Source organism: Pannonibacter phragmitetus (assembly GCF_050510895.1).
In the GTDB taxonomy this organism is placed as follows: domain Bacteria; phylum Pseudomonadota; class Alphaproteobacteria; order Rhizobiales; family Stappiaceae; genus Pannonibacter; species Pannonibacter phragmitetus_B.
In genome coordinates this window covers 51893-76907 of the sequence record NZ_JBNINT010000001.1, presented here as the reverse complement: position 1 = coordinate 76907, position 25015 = coordinate 51893, and the positions used below count along the sequence as shown (strand labels likewise).

The window sequence follows — 25015 nt, the reverse complement described above, 5'->3', positions numbered from 1 at the left end:
AGCCGTTCTTTGCGGAGATCCCGTCATGGTTGATCTGAGATCTGATTTCGTGGGCATCAAGTCGCCCAACCCGTTCTGGCTCGCCTCTGCGCCGCCAACGGACAAGGAATACAACGTGGTGCGCGCCTACAAGGCGGGCTGGGGCGGCGTCGTGTGGAAGACGCTGGGCGAAGACCCGAATGTGGTCAACGTCAATGGCCCGCGCTATGGCGCCATTCATGGCAAGGACCGCCAGCTCATCGGCCTTAACAACATCGAGCTGATCACCGACCGGCCGCTTGAGGTGAACCTGCAGGAAATCAAGCGCGTCAAGCGCGACTGGAAGGACCGCGCCCTTGTCGTGTCCCTGATGGTGCCCTGCGAGGAGGCCAACTGGGCCGCGATCCTCAAGCGCGTGGAAGAAACCGAGGCCGATGGCGTGGAGCTGAATTTCGGCTGCCCGCATGGCATGAGCGAGCGCGGCATGGGCTCGGCCGTGGGTCAGGTGCCGGAATATATCGAGATGGTCACCCGCTGGGCCAAGAAGCACACCCGCATGCCGGTGATCGTCAAGCTGACGCCCAACATCACCGATGTGCGCAAGCCTGCACAGGCCGCCAAACGCGGCGGCGCGGATGCAGTGTCGCTGATCAACACCATCAACTCCATCGTGGGTGTTGATCTTGACCGCATGGCGCCAACGCCAACCATTGACGGCAAGGGCTCGCACGGGGGCTATTGCGGACCGGCGGTGAAGCCGATTGCCCTCAACATGGTGGCGGAAATTGCCCGTGACCCGGAAACCTATGGCCTGCCCATTTCCGGCATTGGTGGCGTCACCACCTGGCGCGATGCGGCGGAGTTCATCGCGCTTGGCGCCGGCAACGTGCAGGTCTGCACCGCCGCCATGACCTATGGCTTCAAGATCGTCGAGGAGATGATCGAGGGCCTCAAGGACTGGATGAGCGGGGCCGGTTACGAGCGGATATCGGACTTCTCCGGCCGTGCAGTGCCCAATGTCACCGACTGGCGCTACCTCAACCTCAACTACATCGCCAAGGCGAAGATCGACGAGGACCTCTGCATCAAGTGCGGCCGCTGCCACATCGCCTGCGAGGATACCTCGCATCAGGCGATCACCAACATGGTGGACGGGGTGCGCAAGTTCGAGGTGATCGACGAGGAATGCGTCGGCTGTAATCTCTGCGTTTCGGTCTGCCCGGTGGAAAATTGCATCACCATGGAACCAATGGCCACCGGAACCGTTGATCCGCGGACGGGCCGTTCCGTCTCTGGGGACTATGCCAACTGGACGACACATCCGAACAACCCCAGCGCCCGCATCGCCGCCGAGTGATTAAGCCCGTGCGGCGCCTGAGCGTTCCAAGTCTTGATGCGTCAGCATCTTAAGACTTGGCGTAAAGGCACAGACTTGCGACGGCACCCCAGCCCCCGGGATGCCGTTCACCCCAGCTCGATGAGAGGCGACTCCCCTGGCTGCCCGGCATAGGCAGCCGGGGATTTTTGCCCGGTTGAAGTCATTTTTGATTTGTAATGTTATCTTATAACAATTATCACAATCGCCGTATGAAAACCCGATCCGGTTTTATGATGACGGACCTTGACAGGAAGGGCAGCGGCTTTGATCATCTGCAGCGATGGTTCCCGGCTGGCAAAGCCTTGGCCGGGTGAAAAGGGAACACGGTAAGGTGTAGCCAACAGGCGCCAAGTCCGTGACTGCCCCCGCAACTGTAGGCGGCGAGCGACCCCGGAGAATCCACTGTTCCACCGAGGAACGGGAAGGACCGGGCAAGCGGCGACCCGCAAGTCAGGAGACCTGCCATCACAGCAGACCTCAAACCGCCGGGCGGGGTGTCCCGGAAGGAGCATATCCATGACCATTCAGGGACCGGTCCTGGCCGGAACACCTGCGCCTGCGCTTGTGCAGGCCATTCCCAAGACGGAAGGTATCTCCCCTTCCCATCATCTCACCATCTGCGTCACCTGCCGTGACAAGGAAACCGGGGAGCGGCCAGGCCATGAGCTCGGCACCGCCCTTGCCAGCGCGCTGCAGGCCGATGCGGACTGGTCCGTCTCCGGCGTTGAATGCATGGCCGCCTGTGGCCAGCCCTGCGCTGTCGCGCTGACGGCACAGGCCAAGACCGGTTGGCTGTTCGGCAACCTGACACAGGAGGACGTGCCGGACATTGCCGCCTTCGCACGCCAGTATCACGGCCTTGCCGATGGCTGGTGCAAGGCATCCGAGCGTCCGGGCCGGATGGCGAAGACTGCGCTGGCCCGCATTCCCGCACCCGGCCGCACAACCGCCTTCGAGTTCGGCATATGAGCGCGCCGTTCTTTGAAGCGGACAATCTCGGCTGGGGGCCGCGGGGGAACCTGACGCTCCTCTCCGGGATCAGCTTCACCGTCAATCAGGGTGAGATGCTGGCCATTTGCGGTGCCAATGGCGCTGGAAAATCATCACTGTTGCGGCTGCTTTACCGCTTCCACAAGCCGCAGACCGGTGATGTGCGGCTGGAGGGTACGAGCCTTTGGGCCATGTCGAGCCGCGAAGCAGCCCGCCGCATTGCCGTGGTGCTGCAGGAGCAGCCAACAGATTTTGCCCTGACCGTGCGCCAGATCGTCAGTCTGGGCCGCTTGCCGCATCAGCGCGGCCTCGCAGGCGCCGGGGCTTACGATGGCGAAGTGGTGGACCATGCACTGGCCCGGCTGCATCTGACGGCGCTGTCCGGGCGCTCTTTCGGCACCCTGTCCGGCGGCGAGCGCCAGCGTGTGCTGGTGGCCCGTGCGCTGGCGCAGGAGCCGCGCCTGCTGATCCTTGATGAGCCGACGAACCATCTCGACATCCGCCACCAGCTGGAACTGATGGCCCTGCTGCGCGGCCTGCCGCTGACGGTGATCACCACCCTGCACGATCTGACGCTGGCCGCAGAACATGCGGACCGGGTGCTTCTGCTCGCCAACGGCACCGTGCTGGCCATGGACACGCCGGAAGCGGCGCTGACCGAAGCCAACATTGCAGGGGCCTTCTCCGTCCGTTCACGGATCGATACCTCCGGCCATTCCCCCCGTTTTTCCTTTCACTTGTGAGATCTGACCGATGCGTATAGCCCTTGCTTTCGCCGCCCTTCTGGCCGCAACCGCCAGCGCCTTTGCCTATCCGGTGACGGTGAAAAGCTGCAATCGCGATGTCACCTTTGACGCAGCCCCCACACGCGCCGTCTCCAACGACGTGAACCTCACCGAAATGATGCTCGTGCTGGGCCTGACGGACCAAATGGCCGGTTACACCGGCGTGTCCGGCTGGAAGACGCTGGACCCGGAAATGCGCGAAGGGGTGAAGGAACTGCCGGAACTCGCCGAAAAATACCCCACCAAGGAAGTGCTGCTGGGTGCAGAGGCGGACTTCTATTTCGCAGGCTGGAACTACGGCATGAAGGTGGGCGGAGAAGTGACGCCGGAAACCCTCGCCCCCTTCGGCATCAAGGTCTATGAACTGACCGAAAGCTGCATCCACATCGGCCCCAAGGAGAAGGTCTCCATGGCCGACATGTACAACGACCTCTTGAACCTCGGGACGATCTTCGGCGTCGAGGACAAGGCCAGGGCACTGGTCGCCGGCTACGAGGCAAAGCTTGCCGAAGTGACGGCCAGCGTGAAGGAACCGGGCAAGGAGCCGCTGCGCGTCTTTGTCTATGACAGCGGCGAGGACACGCCCTTTACCGCAGGCCGCTATGCCATGCCCACCGCCCTCATCGAGGCCGCAGGCGGGCGCAACATCATGGATGATCTCGACAAAAGCTGGGCCACCGTCGCCTGGGAACCGGTGATCGAGCGCAATCCGGAAGTGGTCGTCATCGTCAACTACGGACAGGTGACGGCGGAACAGAAGATCGCCTTCATGAAGTCCAACCCGGCCTTCGCCAGCATTGATGCCGTGAAGAATGACCGCTTCGTCGTGCTGGAATATGTCGAGGCGACGCCTGGCCCCCGCAACATCCGTGCCGTGGAGAAGCTCGTTGACGGTTTCACACGCAACTGAGGCCGGCGCACTGGCTGGCGCTCAATCCCGGCACCCGCTCAGGCTCTGGCCGGTGCTGGCCATCGCGGCCCTGTGCTTTGCCCTTCTGGCCATGGCGGTGATTGCCGCCCTGGCCGTGGGCGCCGTCGCCGTGCCGCCTGCGGATGTCGCAGGCATCCTTTTGTCAAAACTCTTCCCCGGATCGGTGGAGAAGACCTGGAGCGCCGCGCGCGAGGCCATCGTCTGGGACGTGCGCTTTCCACGTGCGCTGCTGGCTGCCCTTGTCGGCGCGGGCCTTGCCATGACAGGCGCCGCCCTGCAATCGGTCACCCGCAACCAGCTGGCAGACCCGCATCTGCTCGGCATTTCCTCAGGCGCTGCCTTCGGCGCCATTCTGGCGCTGCTGCATACCGGGCTTTTTCTCGGCATGCTGACCGTGCCACTGCTCGCCTTCTTCGGCGCACTGGGGGCCACAGCCATCGTGCTCTGCGTGGTGCGGATCACACGGGCCGGATCCCCCGACCGGCTGGTGCTTGCAGGCGTTGCCGTGTCCTTTGTGATCATGGCCTGCGCCAACATCCTGATCTTCCTGGCCGATCCCAAGGCCACCCACACGGTGGTGTTCTGGATGCTGGGCGGGCTGGGCCTTGCCCAGTGGAGCCACCTGCTCTACCCGCTGGCCGTTCTCCTGCCCTGCGGGATCTGGTTGTGGCTGAAGGCTGGCCAGCTGAACGCCATCACGCTGGGAGACGAAACGGCAGCAACGCTCGGCATCGCGGTCAGCCGGCTGCGGCTGTCTGTCTTTGTGGCAGGCGCTCTCATTACCGGTGTGTCGGTCGCCTTCTCCGGCATCATCGGCTTCGTCGGCCTGATGATGCCGCATCTGGTGCGGCTGGTGGCGGGCGGTGACAATGCCCGCGTCCTGCCGCTTTCAGCACTGGCTGGCGCCCTGTTCCTGATCCTTGCGGACATCTGCGCCCGCGTGGTCATGGCACCGGAAGACATGCCCATCGGCATTGTCACCGGTCTTGCCGGTGGCCTGTTCTTCATCTGGCTGATGGCGCGGCAGAGGTGAGTTGACGGACAGCAGACAGGACGTCTCGGCCGTCAAAGCGCCAGCATATGGTTGTCCCAGGAGACCCCCGGAACGAAGGCGAGCGATTGCGCACGCGTGCCGGGGTCTTCGGCGAGACTGAGACCGCCGTTTCCGTCGGAGACAAGGAAGCCATGTTCATCGATAGCAGCAAGGCCGCAGCCGTCGGTGATGCTGTCCAGCCCAAGCAATGCGCCGCTGTCTGCCGCCATATAGAGAATGCGCCCGCCACGCGGACAAGACAGTGCCACCACGTCGCCGCCGGCATTGACTGAAACCGAGCCGATGTAATTGTCGAGCTGGGCCAGAACATCGCCTTTCAGCGGCATCAGCTCCATCGGGCGGTCCCGCTCCAGGCGGACGACCAGCTGCGGATAACGGCTTTTCTCGCCCTCGAACTGGCCACCCACCCACACCTGACCGCGCCCGTCCAGCGCCATGTGGCGCAGCGAGAGCTGATGCAGGTCCTCCGGCAGCGCGTGCTGGGCGAGCAGCGCACCGGAAGCTGCATCGAGGTAGACGATGGAGGGCTTCATGGTATCAACATTGAGCATCTCGCGTCCGGTGACCGGATGGGTGTCGATGCCGCCATTGGCGACCACCAGCACGCGGCCCTGCTCGGCCAGCAGAATGTCATGCGGGCCAACGCCATGGGTCTCGAACTCGCCGATGCGCTTCAACGTGCTGCCACTGGCATCATAGACGCCGACGCGGCCCTGCGTTTCCTCACCCACTTTGCCGAAAGCATTCTCGACCGCATAGAGCAGCCGTCCATCAGCCGAAAAGACGCCGTGGCCATAGTAGTGACGGCCAGGCTCAGCCTCCGTCAGCTGCGGCGGGGTTTCGCCGGTCCGGTCGATCACCATGATGAACTGGCCGGGGCGGCGGGCGAAGGCGGCCAGCCTGCGCCCATCCGGCGACAGCGCCACGCCGTGGCCGCGTGCGGGCAGCGGCACGTCCATAACGTCCCGCCCGTCCGCCGTCAGGATGGCAACCGAATGGCTGCCGTCCGCGTTCCGGCGCGCGCTGGCAAACAGCGGCTCATCCAGGTCCGCGCCAAGGAGCTTGACCGCAGCTTCTGCGGGCAAGGTCATCAGCGCGGCGGCGGTTGTCAGGCCGAGGCCTGCCAGAAACCGCCGCCGGTTCAAAACAAGTGCATCAGTCGCCGTCCAGCGCATTGAAGCCTCCTGTCATGTTGAGCGAGCCTGCCAGATTGAGCGCGACGAGATCGCGCAGGCCTTTCAGCGAAATCAGCATGTCGGACAAAGCCTTGTAGCCTTCAGGAGTCTTCACCGTCTCGCGCATGGGTTCACCGGCGCGGGCCAGCGCCTTGAGCGAGGTGGCCACCTCGAACTCAAGGCTTGCGGGAATCCACTCGCCTTCGCTGTCCACGCCCTTTGCATAGTTCGAAGCGCGGATAAAATCGCGGATGCCGGTCAGCTCACTGGCAATATACGCCTGTCCGAAGTTGGCGCGGGAGAAGGGAATACGGTTGGGCTTTGCGGAGGCTAGGTCATTGGCCAGCGCAGGAATGATATTCTGATCCCGCACGACCACCAGTCCGGTCACCAGCGCATTGAACAGGGTTTCGGCGGCCTCCTTGCTGCTGCGGAAGCGCGGATGGTCAGGCCCTGCCGCTTCAAGCTGGCCACTGAAACCGTCCGGAGCCTCCCAAAGGGCAGCTACTTCACCGGAGAGCTGCGCCAGATTGACGGCCAGAGCCTGTGCATAGGCACAGGTATAGGCGCCGGTCTCATCCGAGCCTCCCAGTGTCACCAGGCCATCTTCATCAAAGGCTGCCAGCTGAAGCGCGGTCAGGCCCTGCACCGCCACGCTCTTCGCGGCAAGGCTTTCAGGAGTGGTGGCGCTTTCATCCCGGTCCGCCACCAGCTTGCGGATCTGCCGTTGCGCCACGCCGCGTGCGTCGGGCAAAAAGGCCAGCCGCTCCAGGCGGCTTTCTTCGGCCAGCGGACCATAACGCAGGAAACTGATCCGGCCGAAGGCGGACACCGCCGCACCATAGGCAACGCGAAACTCATCCGCTGTATCTGTGCCAGGGCTCTTGCAGGCATCCTCAACAGCCGAAGGCAACCGATTGGCGGCAGTGGCAAAAGCTCTCGTTTCCGGCCGGATATAGCCCTCGACCGCCGCCTTCACATAATCCGCATAGCCTGATTTTTCCTGCGCATGCAGAGGCAGAATGGAACCGAAGCTGGCAAGGGCAAGACAGGCAATGCGGCGCATCAGAGGGACTCCAGAAAATGGATCAGGGCGGCGCGGTCCTCAGGCGGCATAGCCACCACCGCATCGCGTGCGGCCTGTGCCTCGCCGCCATGCCAGAGCACGGCCTCCAGCAGCGAGCGGGCCCTTCCGTCGTGGAGGAAACGGGTATGGCCGCTCACCGTCTGCGTCAGACCAATACCCCAAAGCGGCGCCGTCCGCCATTCACGCCCGCTTGCATCCCCATCGGGCCGGTTGTCCGCAAGGCCCTCGCCCATGTCATGCAGCAAAAGATCAGTGTAGGGCCAGATGAGCTGGAAGCCGTGCGCCGGGTTTTTGCGTCCTTGCGGGTGACAAATTTCGGCACATGGCATGAAGCGCAACCGGTGCCGTAGAACACCTCCTTGCCCTTCAGCACCTCAGGATCAGCCATGTTCCGCCGGGCCGGAACGGCAAGGTTCTCCGAATAGAAGGTGACGAGATCCATCACCGGGTCCGGCGCTTCCGTCTTGCCCAGCCTGTCCTGCTCGCCCGTGGGCAGCGCGCGGCACGCCGTTTGTGCTGCCGTGCAATCGCCGTAAGGGTCCGGATGCTCCGGCGTGGAGATGCCGATGTCACCAGAGAAGGCCGCAGCGCTCTGCGCACGCACATCCGGCATTGTGGCCTTCCAGCCGAAACGGCCTGGCACAAGCTCACCACTTGCCGGATCGCGCACAAGGCTGAGACGGCCCGAAATGCCATCGCCATCCGTATCGTCCAGATCGGCCAGAGCCTCAAGATCCGCTGGATGAATCGCCTCCAAAAGCCCCAGCCCGATCATCTGCGGAGCCACACGCGGCGACATCATCACGTCTGCGCGCATGGGACCATAGGCAAGGTTCACCGCTTCATACTCGGGCTTTTGCAGGAGCACGGTCTCCCCGCCCGAAAGCACGACAGGCATATCTTCATAGGTGATCTTCAGGTCCCCTTCCGGGGCAAGACCCTGCACGGCAAAGGTCTGAAACTGGCCGCCATAGACAGGCTCCGGCAGCGTCGCCATCTGCCGGTCAGCCAGCCCCGCCTTTTCCGCCTCTGTCGCCGGCGGCACCGAAAGCCGCAGGAACAGGGAGACCGCGAGTTCACCCGGTGCAGGCGGCGCACCACGCCCGTCCTTCAGATGGCAGCCCTGACAGGAGCGGGCATTGTAAAGCGGCCCCAGCCCGTCGGAGGCCTGTGTGGACGAAGGGGACGAGACCCAGAACTTGCGGAAGATGCCGTTGCCGACCCGGAAGGTCTGCTGCTCCTCGAAGGTGAGATTGGCGGAAGGATGGGAAAAGGCATCGCGGTTGACACGCTTGCGCGAGGTCGCTGCTCCGCCAGCCATGTCCTCGAAAGGCTCGGGCGCCACGAAACTCTCAGGGGCTGCCAGAACTTTCTCGGCCTTCTCCCGGTCACCTTGCGTGAGATCATCCCGGTGATCAAGGGCACGCGTCTGCGCGGCCGCAATGCTGGCTCCCGCAACAAGGCAGATACCGGCCGCAAGCCGGACGGGAGCGGCGAGGCGTCTCCATCGCAAGAATATCATGCTGTTCCTCTGGCTGTTCAGGAAAGACCAGCCACACCCCTCTGCAGCGGTGGAGAGGGAAGCCTCCCTCTCCACATGTTGTGTCCAGTCCGTGCTTACTGGAAGACGGCACCTGGATTATCCAGACTGTCAGAGCCCTCGAAGGCGATGGACTCAAGCCCCAGCACGCCAACGGCGCGCTCGATCGACTTGGTCTGATCGATCAGGCTGTCCACGGCAGCCTGCACGACGGCATTGCCCTCAGCGTTGCCTTCACCGATCATCTGGTCATAGGCCTCGACCGTTTCAGCGCGGGTCTTGAGCTTGTCGAACGCGGCGAGGGATGCATCAAGCTTGCCCTTCAGCTCGTCCGCCACGGCCTTGTCCTTGGAAGCCACCAGATCCGCCAGCGACGGACCGGAGACCTTGCTGCCATCGAGGCGGGTGTAGGTGCCGAAATAGACATTCCGGATGCCAACGACGTCGTTGTAATGGGACATGTGGGTGTTGTCGGAGAAGCAGTCATGCTCCTCTTCCGGATCGTGCAGCATGAGGCCGAGCTTCATGCGCTCGCCTGCAAGCTCGCCGTAGGAGAGCGAGCCCATGCCGGTGAAAATCGTGGCAAGGCCACCAGCCTCGCCCTTGGCAGCCAGTTCCTCGCGCGCCGCGCCACCCGGAGCCCAGGCCGCAGCCATGTCTTCCAGATCCGAGATCAGCAGTTCAGTGGCTGCCTGGAGATACTGGATGCGCCGCTCGCAATTGCCGCCCGTGCAGTTAGCCGGATCAAAATCCGTGGCCGGGCGGTTGCCCGCGCCGGGGCCCGTGCCATTGAGATCCTGCCCCCAGAGCAGGAATTCGATGGCGTGGTAGCCGGTTGCCACATTGGCTTCGACCTCACCTGCCTCCTGCAGCTTCTCCGAAAGTAGCGCCGGAGTGATGACAGTTGCGTCGATTTCCTCACCGTTCAGCTGCAGCTTCGGATTGGCAATGACGTTCGCCACATAGAGAGCGTTCTCTTCCGAGCTGTCGCCGTAGGACACATCCACGTAGTCGATCAGGCCTTCGTCCAGCGGCCAGGCATTTACCTTGCCTTCCCACTCGTCAACGATGGCATTGCCAAAGCGCAGAGCTTCGGTCTGCTGATAGGGATTGCGGGCTGCAAGCCATGCCTTGCGGGCAGCAGCCAGTGTCTCATCACTGGGCTTGGCAACCAGCGCATCGACGGCCACCTTCAACGCCTTGGCGGAGATGACGGAATCCGCATAGGCCGCAGCGGCGACATCCTGATAGGTGGCCAGAACATCGGCCGGCTTCACATCCGCTGCATGAGCGGAAAAACTGGCGGGAAGAGCGATCATCGCAGTGGCTGCGAATAGAATGGCTTTGAACGAACGGGTCATGGGCAATCTCCCTGGACATCGGACGGCCCCAGCGCCGTCCGGCGACTGCCCGGCATAGGTGCCCCGGATCTGGAGAAAAAGGGGCAAGCGCCTGCGGCAAGTCTCGGCGGACAAGACAATTCCTGAACGTTTGTGTCAAGTTACAAAACGGCACAAACAGCGGTGCAAACGCACAACACCTCACGCGCTTGTGGCCAAAAGTCAGGTTTTCGGGTGGTTTTTCCGCCACGTTCTCACCTATATCTCAGGGAAGATACGGATATCCGGCGGCGAGAACCCAGAACCGCTACGGTTGACGGGTCCGCGCCCAAGAGTTCAGGACGGATGATTTTATGCTCGATGCCTTCAAGCGCTTCATCAAGGACGTCACCTTTGGCGACAGCGACAATCTGACTTTCGCCGAGGATGATCACCGGCTGGCCGTCGCCGCACTTCTCGTCCATGTCATCAGCGTGGACGGTGAAGTCGATGACGTGGAAAAGACCAAGCTCACCACAATCCTGAGGACTCATTATTCGCTAAGCGACAGCGAAACAGCCGAGCTTGTTGCCCTTGCCACGGACAAGGACAATGAAGCCGTCGACATGTATGGCTTCACATCCGTCCTGAAGCGCAAGCTGGAAGAGGACGAACGCCAGAAGATCATCGAGCTGATGTGGCAGCTTGTCTATGCGGACGGGCATGTGCACGAGTTTGAGGACAACACCATCTGGCGCGTCTCGGAATTGCTCGGCGTCTCCTCGCGAGACCGGATTGCCCTGCGGCAGAAAGTTGCCCGCGAACAGGCCGCAAACGTCTCCGAAGATGAAAAATGATCACGCAAGCGCCTGATTTACGGGCGGATTGCGCAGGAATAGATCTCGACGGCGGCCCATCTGTAAAGCTATCGTGACAGCATGAAGTCTGACCCTGCTTCCCTGCACCGGCCGCGCATCCTGATCGTCCTGCATCAGGAAACATCGTCGCCCGGCCGTGTAGGACAGGAGCTTGTAAAGCGTGGTTTTGCGCTTGATATCCGCCGGCCGCGCTTCGGCGACGCCCTGCCCCATACATTGGAAAATCACGCGGGCGCCGTCATCTTTGGCGGACCGATGAGCGCCAATGATCCGGAAGCCTTCATCCATCGGGAGATCGACTGGATCGGCGTGCCCCTCGCAGAGCAGAAGCCCTTTCTCGGCATTTGTCTTGGCGCGCAGATGATGGTGAAACATCTGGGCGGAAAGGTCGGGACCCATCCGCAGGACCTTGTCGAGATCGGCTATTATCCGCTGCACCCAACAGAGACCGGCAAATCCCTGATGCACTGGCCTGCAAAGGTCTATCAGTGGCACAGGGAGGGCTTCGACCTGCCGCGAGGCGCCGATCTTCTGGCCTCCGGCGATACCTATCCCAATCAAGCCATCCGTGTTGGCCCGGCAGCCTGGGGCATCCAGTTCCACCCGGAGCTCACCCACGCCATGATGGTGCGCTGGACCACAAAGGGCGCCCCGCGCATGTCCCTTCCCGGCGCCCAGGGCCGCCAGGACCATTTCGCCGGCCGCTACGTCTTCGATCAGGCCTTGCGCAAATGGCTGGATGACTTCCTGGACATCTGGATAGGGCGGGCGGGGTAAAACCTCACCAAGGCCAGACGCTGATGAGTACGCGGATGCTCATGGCAAAGCACACGATCACCGTGATGGGCCGGATGATCTTCGCTCCGCCACGGAAAGCGAAATGGGCGCCGATATAGGCTCCGGCCATCTGCCCCAGCACCATGACACCGCCCGCCACCCAGGCGATCTGGCCGAAGAAGATGAAATAGAACAGCGCACCCAGGTTGCTGGTCAGATTGAACAGCTTGGCATGGGCAGTGGCGTTGCGGATACTCATACCGCGCAGAAGCACCAGTGAGGTGGAGCTGAAAGACCCCGTGCCTGGGCCGAAGAACCCATCATAGAAGCCGATGGCAGGCGCAGCCGTTACCGCATAGCGCTCAGCACTCATACGCGGCACCCGCTCCTCATCAAGGTTCTTGGCAAAGAACAGGAAATAGAGACCGATCGACACCAGCAGCACCGGGATGAACAGCACAAGCAGGTCTGCATCAATCTGCTGCAACACCCAGCCTCCGAAGATGGAGCCAAGCGAAATGGCGATGATCGGCCGGATATTTGCCCTGACGGACACGGCCCCCGGCGGATGAAGTAGGTCGCGGCTGTCAACGTACCGGAGCTGCCTTGCAGCTTGTTCGTCGCCAGCGCCGTTGCGGGCGGAAGACCGGCAAGCAGCAGCGCAGGGATCGTGATCAACCCGCCGCCGCCTGCAATCGCATCAATCCAGCCGGCCATGAGCGCGGCAAGAAACAGGAGGCCGAGAACCTCATAGGACAGTTCCATGGACAGGCACCGGATGGAGCTGGGGTCCTGCCGTCTCATGTAAGGCTGCGGCACGGATCAGCATCAGGGAATGGGACGCCTGCGATGCCACGGAATATGGCAGCTTGCAAGGGCGGTTTGCGGGTTGAACCCGCTTGAAGCAAAAGGGAGACCGAAGCCTCCCCTTCCGCATTTCATGTCTGATGCTGCGCTCAGGCCTTGAACACCACCAGAAGATCTTTTGCGTCGATCTGGCTGCCGGGGGTGACGAGCACCTCGGAGACCACACCATCACGCTCGGCATGAAGGGCCGTTTCCATCTTCATGGCTTCGATGGACAGCAGCACGTCACCGGCTTTGACCTCCTGGCCCGCCGCGATGGCAACGGTGGAGATGACGCCCGGCATCGGCGCGCCCACGTGGGCCTCGTTGCCGGCCTCGGCCTTGCGGCGGGCGGCATTGCCTGCCGCACCGTGGGCCCGGTCCGGCACCTTGATGATGCGCGGCTGACCGTTCAGCTCGAAGAACACCTTCTTCTCGCCCTGCTCGTCCGTCTCGCCCACCGCCTGGCAGCGGACCACAAGCGTCTTACCCGGCTCCAGCTCGACGAGGATTTCCTCGCCCACCTCAAGCCCGTAGAAATAGACCGGCGTCGGCAGAACCGAGGTCGGGCCGTACTGGCTCTGAGCCTTGGCAAAGTCTGTGTAGACCTTCGGGTACATGAGATAGGACGCCAGATCCATGTCGCCGATCTCAAGACCAGTCTTCTCAGCTGCTTCCTTACGGCGGGCTTCCAGATCCTCCTGCTTCAGGAGCGAGCCGGGACGCACGGTGATGGGCGTATCGCCCTTCAGCACCTTGGCCTGCAGCGCCTGCGGCCACCCGGCAGGGGCTGCCCCAGATCGCCGCGCAGCATCTGCACCACGGAATCGGGGAAGGCCACATCCTTGGACGGGTCCACCACGTCTGCCACCGTCAGCCCCTGGCTGACCATCATCAGAGCCATGTCGCCCACCACCTTGGAGGAAGGCGTCACCTTGACGATATCGCCGAACATCATGTTGGCATCGGCATAGGCTTGCGCCACTTCGTGCCAGCGGGTTTCAAGACCAAGCGAGCGGGCCTGTTCCTTGAGGTTGGTGAACTGGCCGCCCGGCATCTCGTGCAGATAGACTTCGGAAGCCGGTCCCTTCAGATCGCTCTCAAAGGCCGCATACTGGCCGCGCACCGCTTCCCAGTAGAAGGAAATGCGGCGGATAGCCTCCGCCGAAAGCCCCGGATCGCGGTCCGAGCCCTTCAGCGCCTCGACGATGGAGCCAAGGCAAGGCTGCGAGGTGTTGCCGGAGAAGGCATCCATCGCCGCATCAATGGCATCAACGCCCGCATCCACCGCAGCCAGCACCGTGGCGGCGGAAACGCCGGAAGTATCATGCGTGTGGAAGTGGATCGGAATGCCGATTTCTTCCTTCAGGGCCTTGAACAGGATGCGTGCGGCCGCCGGCTTCAACAGGCCGGCCATATCCTTGACGCCAAGGATATGTGCGCCTGCCTTTTCCAGCTCCTTGGCAAGGTTGACGTAGTACTTCAGATCATACTGCGGCCTTGCGCTGTCGAGCAGGTCGCCCGTGTAGCACAGCGCACCCTCGCAGAGCTTGTCCGTCTCAAGCACGGCGTCAATGGAGACGCGCATGTTCTCCACCCAGTTGAGGCAGTCGAACACGCGGAACAGATCGACACCGTTCTGCGCTGCCTGATGCACGAAGAAGCGCACCACATTGTCCGGGTAGTTGGTGTAGCCAACGCCGTTGGAGCCGCGCAGCAGCATCTGCAGCAGGATGTTGGGCGCCTTCTGGCGGATGAGGCGCAGGCGCTCCCACGGATCTTCCGTCAGGAAACGCATGGCGACGTCGAAGGTCGCCCCGCCCCAGCACTCCAGCGACAGAAGCTGAGGCAGACCGGAGGCATAGGCATCGGTGATGGCGGCGATGTCGTGGGTGCGCACGCGCGTTGCCAGCAGCGACTGGTGGCCATCACGCATGGTCGTGTCGGTCACCAGCACCTGCGGCTGCGCCTTCATCCAGTTGGCAAAGCCCTTCGGCCCCAGCTGTTCCAGCAACTGCCGGCTACCATCGGGCTTCACGCTGCCAAAATCCGGCACGACGGGGGCTGCCGCTTCCCGGCCAGGGCGCGGGCGCGAGCGGGTTTCCGGGTGGCCGTTGACGGAGACATCGGCGATATAGGTCAGCAGCTTGGTCGCGCGGTCCTGCCGCTTCACCTGTGCAAACAGTTCCGGCGTGCCGTCGATGAAGCGCGTCGTGTAGTTGTTGGCGCGGAAGTCCGGGTGGCCGATGATGTTCTCAAGGAACACAAGGTTGGTCGCCACGCCGCGGATACGGAATTCACGCAGGGCGCGCTCCATGCGCTTGCAGGCTTCTTCTGCACTGGGCGCCCAGGCCGTCACCTTTTCCAGCAGCGGATCGTAGAAACGGGTGATCACCGCGCCCGAATAGGCCGTGCCGCCATCCAGGCGGATGCCGAAGCCGGTTGCACCGCGATAGGCGGTGATGCGGCCATAGTCGGGGATGAAGTTCTGTTCCGGATCTTCGGTGGTGATGCGGCATTGCAGTGCGTGGCCATTGAGCCGCACATCGCCCTGAACGGGAACGCCGCTCGCCTCGGTGCCGATGGCGGCCCCGCCTGCGATACGGATCTGCGCCTTGACGATGTCGATACCGGTCACCTGCTCGGTCACCGTATGCTCCACCTGCACGCGCGGGTTCACTTCGATGAAGTAGATGGCACCCGTATCCGAATCCATCAGGAATTCGACCGTACCGGCTCCGCAGTAGTTCACAGCCTGGCCAATTTTCAGGCCATAGCCGCACAGTTCCTGCCGCTGGGCCTCGGACAGATACGGCGCCGGGGCACGTTCCACGACTTTCTGGTGGCGGCGCTGGATGGAGCAGTCACGCTCAAACAGGTGCACCAGATTGCCGTGCGAATCGCCAAGGATCTGCACTTCCACATGACGGGCCCGCTCGACCAGCTTTTCCAGATAGATCTCGTCCTTGCCGAAAGCGGCCTTGGCCTCGCGCTTGGCGGCGACGACTTCGCGCACCAGCGTGGCCTCATCACGGATCACGCGCATGCCGCGCCCGCCACCGCCCCAGGAGGCCTTGAGCATCACCGGATAGCCAATGCCGTCCGCCTGAAGCTTGATCTCCTCAATGTCATCCGGCAGCGGATCGGTGGCTGGCATGACAGGAACCCCCGCCTCAATGGCGAGATGCCGCGCTGCAACCTTGTTGCCAAGGCGGCGCATGGTTTCCGGCTGAGGGCCGATGAAGATGATGCCGTTCTGGGCGCAGGCCTCGGCAAATTCCGGGCTTTCCGACAGGAAGCCATAGCCGGGATGAATGGCATCGGCGCCCGAAAGTTTGGCAACCCGGATAATCTCGTCGATAGACAGATAGGCCTCAATCGGGCCCAGGCCCTTGCCGACCTGATAGGCCTCATCAGCCTTGAAGCGGTGCAGCGCCAGTTTGTCCTGCTCGGCAAAGATGGCGACTGTTTTCAGCCCGAGCTCATTCGCGGCACGGAACACGCGGATAGCGATTTCAGATCTGTTGGCAACGAGAATCTTACGGATGGCCAAGCCCATACCTCCCCAATATGAAAGCGACTGAGTCATACAAAGGGATGAGGGCAAAGAAAAGAGCCAACACTCTTGACCTATTCGCTCTGGCCGCCTCAACAGTCATCTGGCCCAGAATGGGACACATTTCTTTACGTTTTCGATCGTTCAATTGGTTGCTGAGAGCAACCAGTCTTGCGCATGTTCCGCTATATCGTGCCCAACGCTGACGAACACTACAATCTGTCGTACGAACAAAACAAAAACGCATAACGGTCAGCGATTCGTGCATGAGTCGTTCCGCATTGGTGCTGATCCTTGCACCACGGGTCCTGAAAATTGCTGATGCGGTTAACCGTATCTGCACGATTGTCTGTGCCAGGCACGATTCCGGAAAACAGCATCCAGCCTGCCCTAAATCCTTGCCCTGATTCAGCATTTCGTAGCCACCACCAGAACGGAAACCACATGTCGTAGGGAACAAAAACGGACTCAGGGCTTGTCTGCGATTCGATCAGCCTTTGTTCCAGACTCGTTCCTTTGTCCGATTTTGCTCGCGCATTCGCTCCCGGATTCGCCGCCCCGTTTCAGCCACGGCACTACGTTAGAACAAGCACCGAAAATCGTGAGGGACAGGGTGGTGGCCCTATGCTAGACAGCCCTCCGCACCCCTGACCTTGGTGAGGGCCAAGACACCCGGCCAAACGAAGCACTCCGCGCGATGCCTCCGATCCAGATCACAGCCTTGCCGCCAGCCGCCCGGTCCCGCACCGTGACGGCCGTGCTGGGCCCGACCAATACCGGCAAGACCCATCTTGCCATCGAACGGATGCTGGCCCAGCCCTCCGGCCTCATTGGCTTGCCGCTGCGCCTGCTGGCGCGCGAGGTCTATGGCCGTGTCGTCGAGCGCGCAGGTGAGGCCGCAGTTGCCCTGATCACCGGCGAAGAAAAGATCGTCCCCAAGGCGCCCCGCTTCTGGGTATCGACGGTCGAGGCCATGCCGCTCGATCTCAACACCGAATTTGTCGCCATCGACGAGGTGCAGCTGGCCGCCGACATGGAGCGTGGCCACGTCTTCACCAACCGCATTCTGAACCTGCGCGGCCGCTCTGAAACGCTGCTGCTCGGCTCTGCGACCGCCCGTCCTCTTCTGGAAAAGCTCATTCCCGGCCTCAATGTGGTTACCCGGCCGCGCATGTCGGTGCTGACCTATGCAGGCTCGAAAAAGATCTCCCGCCTGCCGGCCCGCTCTGCCGTCGTCGCCTTTTCCTCCAGCGAGGTCTATGCGATTGCTGAGCTGATCCGCCGTCAGCGCGGCGGAGCGGCGGTGGTACTGGGCTCGCTCAGCCCGCGCACCCGCAATGCGCAGGTGGAGCTGTTCCAGAACGGCGACGTGGACTATCTGATCGCCACCGATGCGATCGGCATGGGCCTCAACCTGGACGTGGACCACATCGCCTTTGCCGGAAACCGGAAGTTCGACGGCTATCAATACCGCAATCTCAGCCCCGCCGAGATGGGCCAGATCGCCGGTCGCGCCGGACGCCACATGCGCGACGGCTCTTTCGGCGTGACGGGCCGTGTCGATCCGCTGTCCGATGATCTCGTGGAGATGATCGAAAGCCACCGGTTCGATGCCCTGAAAGTTTTCCAGTGGCGCAACTCACAACTCGATTTCACGTCGATTTCCAGTTTGCGTGACACACTGGACCTGCCGCCGCGCGAAGAAGGACTGGCCCGCGCGCCAGCCGCCGACGACGCGCAGGCCCTCGAATATGCCGCAAAGGATCACGGCATCCGCGACATGGCGTCGTCCCCTCGCGGGTGACGCTGCTCTGGGATGTCTGCCAGGTGCCGGACTATCGCAAGATCGCCCCGGCTAACCACGGAGACCTGCTTATCCACCTCTACACGTTGCTCGTGCGCAACGGGGTGGTCGATGAAGACTGGTTTCAGCGTCAAGTGGCTTTCGCAGACAGGGTGGATGGTGATATCGACACTCTTGCGAACCGGATTGCGCACATCCGCACCTGGACTTTCGTGGCAAACCGTGCCGAATGGCTGAAAGACCCTGTTCACTGGCAGGGTGTCACCAGAGGCATTGAAGACAGACTGTCGGACGCCCTCCATGACCGTTTGACCCAACGGTTCGTGGACAGGCGGACAAGCGTATTGATGAGACGTTTGAGAGAGAACGCCATGTTGGAAGCGGAAATCACGCAGACTGGGGACGTCCTTGTGGAAGGCCAGCACATCGGCCGCCTGCAGGGGTTCCGGTTCGCGCCGGATGCGGTTGCGGACAGCCCGGAAGGGAAGGCCGTACGCGCAGCAGCCCAGAAGGCACTGGCGAGCGAGATCGAAGCCCGTTCCGACCGGCTGTCGCGCGCACCCAATGAAGATTTCGTCCTGAGCACGGACGGCACCATTCGCTGGCAGGGGGAACCTGTCGCCCGTCTCACCGCCGGTGACGACACGCTGGCGCCCGGCTTCGTGCTGCTGGCCGACGAACACCTGACGGGCCCTGCCCGTGACCGGGTGCAGGCCCGCGTTGACCTCTGGGTCAAGGCACATGTCGGCACGCTGCTCAAGCCGCTGATCGACCTGAAGGATGCCGAAGGGCTGGAAGGCCTCGCCCGTGGCATCGCTTTCCGCATCTATGAAGCGCTCGGCATTCTGGAGCGCCAGGATGTGGCCAATGATGTGCGTCAGCTCGATCAGGACATGCGCGCCTCTCTGCGTAAGCTTGGTGTCCGCTTTGGCGCCTACAACATCTATGTTCCGGCGCTGCTGAAGCCCGCGCCGAGCCAGCTCCTCGCCCAGCTCTGGGCGCTGAAGCACGGTTCGCCCGACATGCCCGGCCTCGTCGAACTGCCGCAGCTTTCGGCTTCAGGCCGCACGTCTATTACCGTCGATCCTCAGATCGACAAGGCGCTCTACAAGGTCGTCGGCTTCCGCGTTTGCGGCCCGCGTGCGGTGCGCGTCGACATTCTGGAGCGTCTGGCAGACCTCATCCGCCCGTTGATCGCCTGGAAGCCGCTGGATTCCAGCGTCACCCCGCCCGATGGCGCCATTGCTCAGGGCGGCGGCTTCACCGTCACCGTGGCCATGACGTCGCTGCTGGGCTGCGCAGGTGATGACTTTGCCGAGATCCTGAAGTCCCTCGGCTACCGCAACGAAAAGCGCGAGATTGAACGCCCGGTTGCCGCACCTGCCGCAGCCGCCGTTGAAGCAGCTCCCGCAGCAGCAGTCACAGACGAAGCGGCCCCGGCGGAAGCCGAAGCTGTGACGGAAGAAACGGCTGCTGCTGAAGCTCCGGCAGAAGCTGAAGTCATTGCCGAGCCGGTTGCTGAAGAAGCTCAGGCCGGTGAAGCTGAGGCCAGTGAGGCCGTTGCCACTGAGACCGTCACCATCGACGTCTGGCGCCCGGGCCGCATCGGCGGGCGTCCGCGTCAGGGTGGTGAAGCTGGCGAGCGCCGCGGCGGTGACCGCAACAAGGGCGGCCGTGGCCGTCAGCAGCAGGGCAAGCGTGGCGAGGGTGAGGGCGCTGAAGGCGGCCGTAACCGCTCCGGCGGCGAGCACCGTGGCAACCGCGAGGGCCGCCGTGATGACAGACGGGATGACCGGCGCGAAGGCGGCAAGGGCGGCAAGCCGCATCATCAGGGCCAGAAGCAGGGTCAGGGCCATGCCGGCCAGCGCGACCGTGCCCCGCGCCCGGAGAAGCCGATTGATCCAAACTCGCCCTTCGCAGCGCTGCTGGCTCTGAAGGCCAACATGGAAAAAGGCAAGTCCTGAGCGCCAAAGGCACATCAGACTCGGCCCCGCATGCGGGGCCGTCCGCCTCGCAGCGGATCGACAAGTGGCTCTGGTTTGCCAGGGTGACGAAATCCCGCACCCTGGCCCAGAAACTGGCCACCGGCGGGCATGTGCGCGTCAACCGCGAGAAAATCGACAGCGCCAGCAAGGCCATCCGCATTGGCGATGTGCTGACCATCACGCTGGAACGGCGGGTGCTGGTGCTGGAAGTCGCCAGCCTTGGGACGCGGCGGGGCCCTGCTCCGGAAGCGCAGCTTCTTTACAAGGATCTGACACCGCCGCCCGCCCCGCGCGCGGATGTGCCCCCTGCCCCCGCGCAGCGGGAGCCAGGATCAGGCCGCCCCACCAAACGCGACCGGCGCCGCATGGACGCTTTTCACTCCGGGTTCGAGGATCCGGAGTAAGTTGATCCCCTGACAGTCAAAAGGACGCATGCGCTTTTCTTCCCCGGGCATTTCCTGCCCTTACTGTGCTTGCCACAAAGGGGCAAAAGCGATAGGCAACGGCCCTGAAACGGGAAGCAGGCTCTGCCGGTCCGCCGTAGCTGAGGGAGACGGCGCGAGGACAGGCTGATACCGCCAGCGCCATCAAGAGGAACGCGATGACCTACGTCGTCACTGACAACTGCATCAAGTGCAAGTACACCGACTGTGTCGAAGTCTGCCCGGTCGATTGTTTCTATGAAGGCGAGAACATGCTCGTCATCAATCCGGACGAATGCATCGACTGCGGCGTGTGCGAGCCGGAATGCCCGGCCGAGGCCATTCTGCCCGACACCGAGCCCGGTCTCGAAAAATGGATCGAGCTCAACGCCGAGTATGCGGCAAAATGGCCCAACATCACCGAGAAGAAGGACGCGCTTCCCGAGGCTCCTGAGTTTGACGGCGTCAAGAACAAGCTGGAAACACACTTCTCGCCCAACGGCCCGGACGGCGCCTGAGCCATTACAAGCCTAGGTGCATCAGCATCCCGGTACCGTGAAAAAAGCAGGAAATCCTTGACCTGAAGCATGGCGGAAGCCTGCAGGTTACGATACGGAAGCAAGTTGCCAGAGCGGCCGGCATAACACCCGGTCGCTTTCTGCTTTGGTTTTTTGCGTTTTTGTGATAGGTTCTTCAAGTAGTCGTCGCAGTCTTGGTTCACCCCTCCCCCTGGAGGTTTTTTTATGGTCGCAGTCCACCGCTGGATCGTGCGCGAGATCAAGTTTCTCCGCAGCCATGCACATGTGAAATGCGGCCCATTTGAACCGGCGAGCACCGGCGGCTGACCACCCAAGACGTACAGACAGGTCCGGTGCTCATTCGTGGGCAGGTTCCGGTCAGGTTTGCGTTACCACAGGAACAACGGTCCGCCCCGTGGCGGCCCGGTACGGCTCATTCAGCCGTAACTGCGCAGGAGTTACGAAGCGTATGGCAACCCCCACCAAGAAGACCGCGCAGCGTCAGGGCTTCAAGACTGGCGAACATATCGTTTATCCCGCTCACGGTGTCGGCCAGATCACGGCCATCGAAGAGCAGAGCGTTGCGGGTTATGCGCTGGAACTGCTGGTCATCAGCTTCGAGAAAGACAAGATGACCCTGCGTGTCCCCGTCGCCAAGATCGCCTCGGTCGGCATGCGCAAGCTTGCGGATGCCGCTGCTGTCAAGAAGGCTCTGGAGACCGTTCGCGGCCGCCCGCGCGTCAAGCGCACCATGTGGAGCCGCCGCGCCCAGGAATACGAAGCAAAGATCAACTCCGGCGACCTGCTGGCCATTTCCGAAGTTGTCCGCGACCTTTACCGCTCCGACGCTCAGCCGGAACAGTCCTATTCCGAACGTCAGCTCTATGAAGCTGCACTGGACCGGATGGCCCGCGAAATCGCAGCCGTGAACAAGTGCTCCGAGACGGAAGCTGTCAAGCAGATCGAGCAGAACCTCGCCAAGACCCCCGCCCGCGCCAAGAGCGCCGATGAGGAAGAAGGCGAGCAGGAAGAAGAAGCCGCCTGATCAGGCCGCATCTCGTCACGATCAGGAAGGGCGTCCGGCGCAAGCCGGGCGTCCTTTTTCATTTTCCGCTCTTTGCAGCCATTACCATGAAAGACGCTGCGGCCACATTTTCGTGATGCGCCTGCGTCAGAATGCGCCAGAAACTCGGACCAGCGGGAAGGACAAAAGGCGCCCAGCAGGCAAAAAGCCTTTTCAGGGCAATGATTTGCGTCATCGGCAGCTTTGCACGCCTCAGGCCGGCCGGTCAGCGCGGCCCTCCCCGTCTGCCATGCCGCTGCCCAAACCGGGCGAAAACGCTGATCTGGAGCGCCGCAAGTGGCGTAACATCTCCGACAGCAACAGGGAGCCTGCCATCATGAGTACATCGATGAGCACCCGGCGCCAGATCGTCAAGGCCGCCATCAACGCGCCGTACCTTAGCCGTGAGGAAGAACAGCAGCTCGCCGTCAAATGGCGGGATGAACAGGATCAGGCCTCGCTGGACCGCCTGTCCCTTTCGCATATGCGTCTCGTGATCGCGGTGGCTGCCCGCTTCCGCAACTTCGGCCTGCCGATGAATGACCTCATTCAGGAAGGCCATGTCGGCCTGCTGGAAGCCGCAGGCCGGTTCGAGCCCGAGCGGGATGTACGCTTCTCCACCTATGCCACCTGGTGGATCCGCGCCTCCATCCAGGACTATATCCTGCGCAACTGGTCCATCGTGCGCGGGGGAACATCCTCGACGCAGAAGTCGCTCTTCTTCAACCTGCGCCGTCTGCGCGCGAAGATCAGCGCCGAACAGCAGGGCATCAACGAAAGCGAGATGCACCGGCAGATCGCCGAAACCATCGGCGTGAAGATCGCGGACGTGGACATGATGAGTGCCCGCCTCTCCGGTCCGGACACCTCACTCAACGCCCCCTGTCAGATACAGAAGGCAGCAGCGCCGACAGACAGGATTTTCTTGTCTCCGACGCGCCGCTTCCCGATGAAGTGGTTGGTGGAGAAATTGACGGAGAGCGTCAGCGCAACTGGCTGCGTGCTGCCATGAATGTTCTGACAGAACGCGAAAGGCAGATCTTGCGCGAGCGGCGCCTCAAGGAAGACAGCGCCACCCTGGAAGCCATTGGCCAGACCATGGGCATTTCCAAAGAGCGCGTCCGCCAGATCGAGAACCGCGCTCTGGAGAAGCTGAAGGCAGCCCTGCTCAAGGCCCAGCCCGACCGTCTGGCGCTAATGCCGTGAAGGACGCATGCTCCCAGGGTGGGCTCGCTTTAAACCACGCCCCCTGACAATGCACTGAGCCACCCCGGCCAAGCGCAGCGCGAGCCGGGGTCTGCTCGCTTGCAGAGCGCTCCTGTCATCCCGAGCCTTGGCAAGGGGTTTGCTGCCGGAAGCACCAGTCACCGCCCAGCGAACGAGTGGTCCCGGTTCTTCGCTCCTCTGCGTCCGGGACGGCGCCGGAGCGCAGATGCAGGCTCCGATCAAGCCCGCCTCAATCCACCACTAGCTTTACAGACGTTCCTGCCGGAATCGCATCATCCGGGGCAAAGCCATTCAGCACCGAGAAATACTCGAGCCGGCGCGACGGCTCGATGCCGCTCATGCCGATGGCGAGGCTGCGCGGGGTATCTCCCTCCCGGCTTTGTACCACCTTGATACGCAGCGACTGCAACCGCGCCCGCTCCGTCGGAGACAACTGACGGAAGCTCTGGATCGTCTGGTCATAGTCACGGGTGAAAGCCCCGCCAGGATCACGGCTGGCGAAGATGAAACGGTATCCATTGCGGCCAATCCGCACCACGGCAATGCGGAAAGACCAGCCCTGGGTGATTGCAGAGCCGACAACGGCCGGCAGACCGTTGATCGTGGTTTCCTTCACACTGTCGGGAATGAGGCCGTTGATCCAGCCCGCATTCATATAGCTGCGCAGGCTGTCATAGCCGGTCAGATCCGCCCCGTCGAAGCGCATGGCCGTACCCGAGCCATTGCTGGCAAGCACCGCTTCAGGGGAGTTTTCCAGCACATAGCCAGCAGGCACCGAGAAGCCGATGCCCAGCGCCTTGTGCAGGAAATCACGTCCGCGCACGAAGCCTTCCAGCGGATCATCGCCAAACAGCATTCCATCAATCTTCGACAGATAGGCGGTCCGGTCGCGCTCGCCGATGCCCGGCGCGCTGATGGAGCGGGCTTCCTGAACGGCCAAATTCATGCGCTCGGGCGTGCTCGGATGCGAGGAAATGAAGTCCGGGGCGGAGGAGCCTTCCTTGCGGGCGCTTTGCAGCGCCGCAAAGGACGACATGGAGTTGAGGAAGCGCGCCGCCGCAAAGGGATCAAACCCTGCCCGCGCCAGCGTGCGAACGCCGATCTTGTCCGCCTCCAGCTCCTGTGCCTGAGAGAACCGGGCAAAGGAGAGCTGCGAGGAAATGACGGCTTCCTTCACCTTCTCCGGGTCTTTCACCACGTTGCTGACAACGCGGTTGGCCAGCTCCGTCGCCTCGGCCTTTTGCTGACGCTGGATGGCGTGGTTCGCCGTCACGTGCGCCATCTCATGGGCCAGAACGGCGGCCGCTTCGGACGTGTCATTGGCAAGCGCCAGAAGTCCACGGGTGATGTAGAGATAGCCGCCTGGCAAGGCGAAGGCATTCACTGCAGGCGAGTTCAGGATGGTGATGCGATAGCTCTGGCTGGGATCTTCCGAAGCGGCGACGAGGCGGCCGACCACAGCTGCAATCGCCCGCTCCGCGCCGGGATTCTGATAGACACCGCCATAGGTCGCAACCACACGCGGATGCTCACGCGCACCAATGTCTGCTGCAAGGCCAGGCCGCAAAGTGCCCGGCGCCACGACGCCCACAGACGCCGAATTGCCGCCCAGCATCTGGCAACCCGCGAGACTGGCCATCAGGCCTGCCGTCAGCAGGGTGCGGAGCGCCTTGCGCACCGGATTTGACTGGTTCTTCACTG

Annotated in this window: 15 protein-coding genes, 5 pseudogenes and 1 riboswitch; of the genes and pseudogenes, 13 read left to right on the top strand and 7 right to left on the bottom strand. The window is 62.6% G+C overall.

Annotated features, from left to right (window positions below; all coding sequences use genetic code 11):
- The first annotated feature begins 25 nt into the window (after positions 1 to 25).
- The 5 genes from preA to ACQB61_RS00335 all read left to right on the top strand — a co-directional run bounded on the left by preA (position 26) and on the right by ACQB61_RS00335 (position 5096).
- Entirely contained in the window at positions 26 to 1336 is a 1311-nt protein-coding gene (gene preA / locus ACQB61_RS00355; protein ID WP_430511023.1) for an NAD-dependent dihydropyrimidine dehydrogenase subunit PreA, read from the top strand.
- 285 nt (positions 1337 to 1621) lie between these two features.
- A riboswitch (cobalamin riboswitch) is annotated at positions 1622 to 1838 on the top strand.
- 35 nt (positions 1839 to 1873) lie between these two features.
- Positions 1874 to 2326, top strand: coding sequence for a DUF1636 family protein (locus ACQB61_RS00350; RefSeq protein WP_430511022.1), 453 nt, complete (start codon positions 1874 to 1876; stop codon positions 2324 to 2326).
- Entirely contained in the window at positions 2323 to 3090 is a 768-nt protein-coding gene (locus ACQB61_RS00345) for an ABC transporter ATP-binding protein (RefSeq protein ID WP_430511021.1), read from the top strand. Before ACQB61_RS00350 ends, ACQB61_RS00345 begins: the two co-directional genes overlap by 4 nt.
- Positions 3091 to 3100: 10 nt before the next feature.
- A complete protein-coding gene (locus ACQB61_RS00340; RefSeq protein WP_430511020.1) occupies positions 3101 to 4042 on the top strand; it encodes an ABC transporter substrate-binding protein in 942 nt (313 codons plus the stop codon).
- The gene (locus tag ACQB61_RS00335; RefSeq protein WP_430511019.1) at positions 4020 to 5096 is read left to right on the top strand and encodes a FecCD family ABC transporter permease; all 1077 of its coding nucleotides are present in this window, start codon (positions 4020 to 4022) and stop codon (positions 5094 to 5096) included. Before ACQB61_RS00340 ends, ACQB61_RS00335 begins: the two co-directional genes overlap by 23 nt.
- A gap of 32 nt (positions 5097 to 5128) precedes the next feature.
- Here the strand turns inward: ACQB61_RS00335 and ACQB61_RS00330 are convergent, their stop codons facing one another.
- The 4 genes and pseudogenes from ACQB61_RS00330 to ACQB61_RS00315 form a co-directional block, all read right to left on the bottom strand.
- The gene (locus tag ACQB61_RS00330) at positions 5129 to 6292 is read right to left on the bottom strand and encodes a DUF1513 domain-containing protein (protein WP_430511018.1); all 1164 of its coding nucleotides are present in this window, start codon (positions 6290 to 6292) and stop codon (positions 5129 to 5131) included.
- A complete protein-coding gene (locus ACQB61_RS00325; protein ID WP_430511017.1) occupies positions 6273 to 7358 on the bottom strand; it encodes an imelysin family protein in 1086 nt (361 codons plus the stop codon). Before ACQB61_RS00325 ends, ACQB61_RS00330 begins: the two co-directional genes overlap by 20 nt.
- A pseudogene (locus ACQB61_RS00320) lies at positions 7358 to 8901 on the bottom strand (di-heme oxidoredictase family protein). The gene ACQB61_RS00325 and the pseudogene ACQB61_RS00320 overlap by 1 nt, the downstream one beginning before the upstream one ends.
- A gap of 95 nt (positions 8902 to 8996) precedes the next feature.
- On the bottom strand, positions 8997 to 10280 hold the full coding sequence (locus ACQB61_RS00315; RefSeq protein ID WP_430511016.1) for an imelysin family protein: 1284 nt from the start codon (positions 10278 to 10280) through the stop codon (positions 8997 to 8999).
- A 332-nt stretch (positions 10281 to 10612) separates the two neighbouring features.
- Between ACQB61_RS00315 and ACQB61_RS00310 the strand changes: the two genes are divergently transcribed.
- Positions 10613 to 11095 (top strand): TerB family tellurite resistance protein, encoded by a 483-nt coding sequence (locus ACQB61_RS00310; RefSeq protein WP_430511015.1) that lies wholly within the window; start codon positions 10613 to 10615, stop codon positions 11093 to 11095.
- 81 nt (positions 11096 to 11176) lie between these two features.
- A complete protein-coding gene (locus ACQB61_RS00305; RefSeq protein WP_430511014.1) occupies positions 11177 to 11893 on the top strand; it encodes a glutamine amidotransferase in 717 nt (238 codons plus the stop codon).
- A gap of 4 nt (positions 11894 to 11897) precedes the next feature.
- On the opposite strand, the pseudogene ACQB61_RS00300 reads toward ACQB61_RS00305, so the two are convergent.
- Both ACQB61_RS00300 and pyc read right to left on the bottom strand, forming a co-directional pair.
- A pseudogene (locus ACQB61_RS00300) lies at positions 11898 to 12610 on the bottom strand (TSUP family transporter).
- Between the two features lie 239 nt (positions 12611 to 12849).
- Positions 12850 to 16292: pseudogene (gene pyc, locus ACQB61_RS00295) on the bottom strand (pyruvate carboxylase).
- 700 nt (positions 16293 to 16992) lie between these two features.
- Here pyc and ACQB61_RS00290 point away from each other — a divergent pair.
- The 6 genes and pseudogenes from ACQB61_RS00290 to ACQB61_RS00265 all read left to right on the top strand — a co-directional run bounded on the left by ACQB61_RS00290 (position 16993) and on the right by ACQB61_RS00265 (position 23293).
- A pseudogene (locus ACQB61_RS00290) lies at positions 16993 to 20063 on the top strand (helicase-related protein).
- Positions 20060 to 20488 carry an RNA-binding S4 domain-containing protein gene (locus tag ACQB61_RS00285; protein ID WP_430514248.1) on the top strand — a complete coding sequence of 143 codons (429 nt, stop codon included), beginning with the start codon at positions 20060 to 20062 and terminating at the stop codon, positions 20486 to 20488. Before ACQB61_RS00290 ends, ACQB61_RS00285 begins: the two are co-directional and overlap by 4 nt.
- 197 nt (positions 20489 to 20685) lie before the next feature.
- The gene (fdxA, locus tag ACQB61_RS00280) at positions 20686 to 21024 is read left to right on the top strand and encodes a ferredoxin FdxA (RefSeq protein ID WP_334251758.1); all 339 of its coding nucleotides are present in this window, start codon (positions 20686 to 20688) and stop codon (positions 21022 to 21024) included.
- A 469-nt stretch (positions 21025 to 21493) separates the two neighbouring features.
- Positions 21494 to 22069, top strand: coding sequence for a CarD family transcriptional regulator (locus ACQB61_RS00275; RefSeq protein ID WP_334251757.1), 576 nt, complete (start codon positions 21494 to 21496; stop codon positions 22067 to 22069).
- A pseudogene (locus tag ACQB61_RS00270) lies at positions 22032 to 22706 on the top strand (sigma factor); the annotation flags it as partial. The gene ACQB61_RS00275 and the pseudogene ACQB61_RS00270, both read left to right, overlap by 38 nt.
- A 14-nt stretch (positions 22707 to 22720) precedes the next feature.
- A complete protein-coding gene (locus tag ACQB61_RS00265; protein WP_430514247.1) occupies positions 22721 to 23293 on the top strand; it encodes a sigma-70 family RNA polymerase sigma factor in 573 nt (190 codons plus the stop codon).
- A gap of 250 nt (positions 23294 to 23543) precedes the next feature.
- On the opposite strand, the gene ACQB61_RS00260 is transcribed toward ACQB61_RS00265, so the two are convergent.
- Positions 23544 to 24953, bottom strand: a complete 1410-nt coding sequence (locus ACQB61_RS00260) for a M48 family metalloprotease (RefSeq protein ID WP_430514246.1) — start codon at positions 24951 to 24953, stop codon at positions 23544 to 23546.
- Positions 24954 to 25015: the final 62 nt, after the last annotated feature.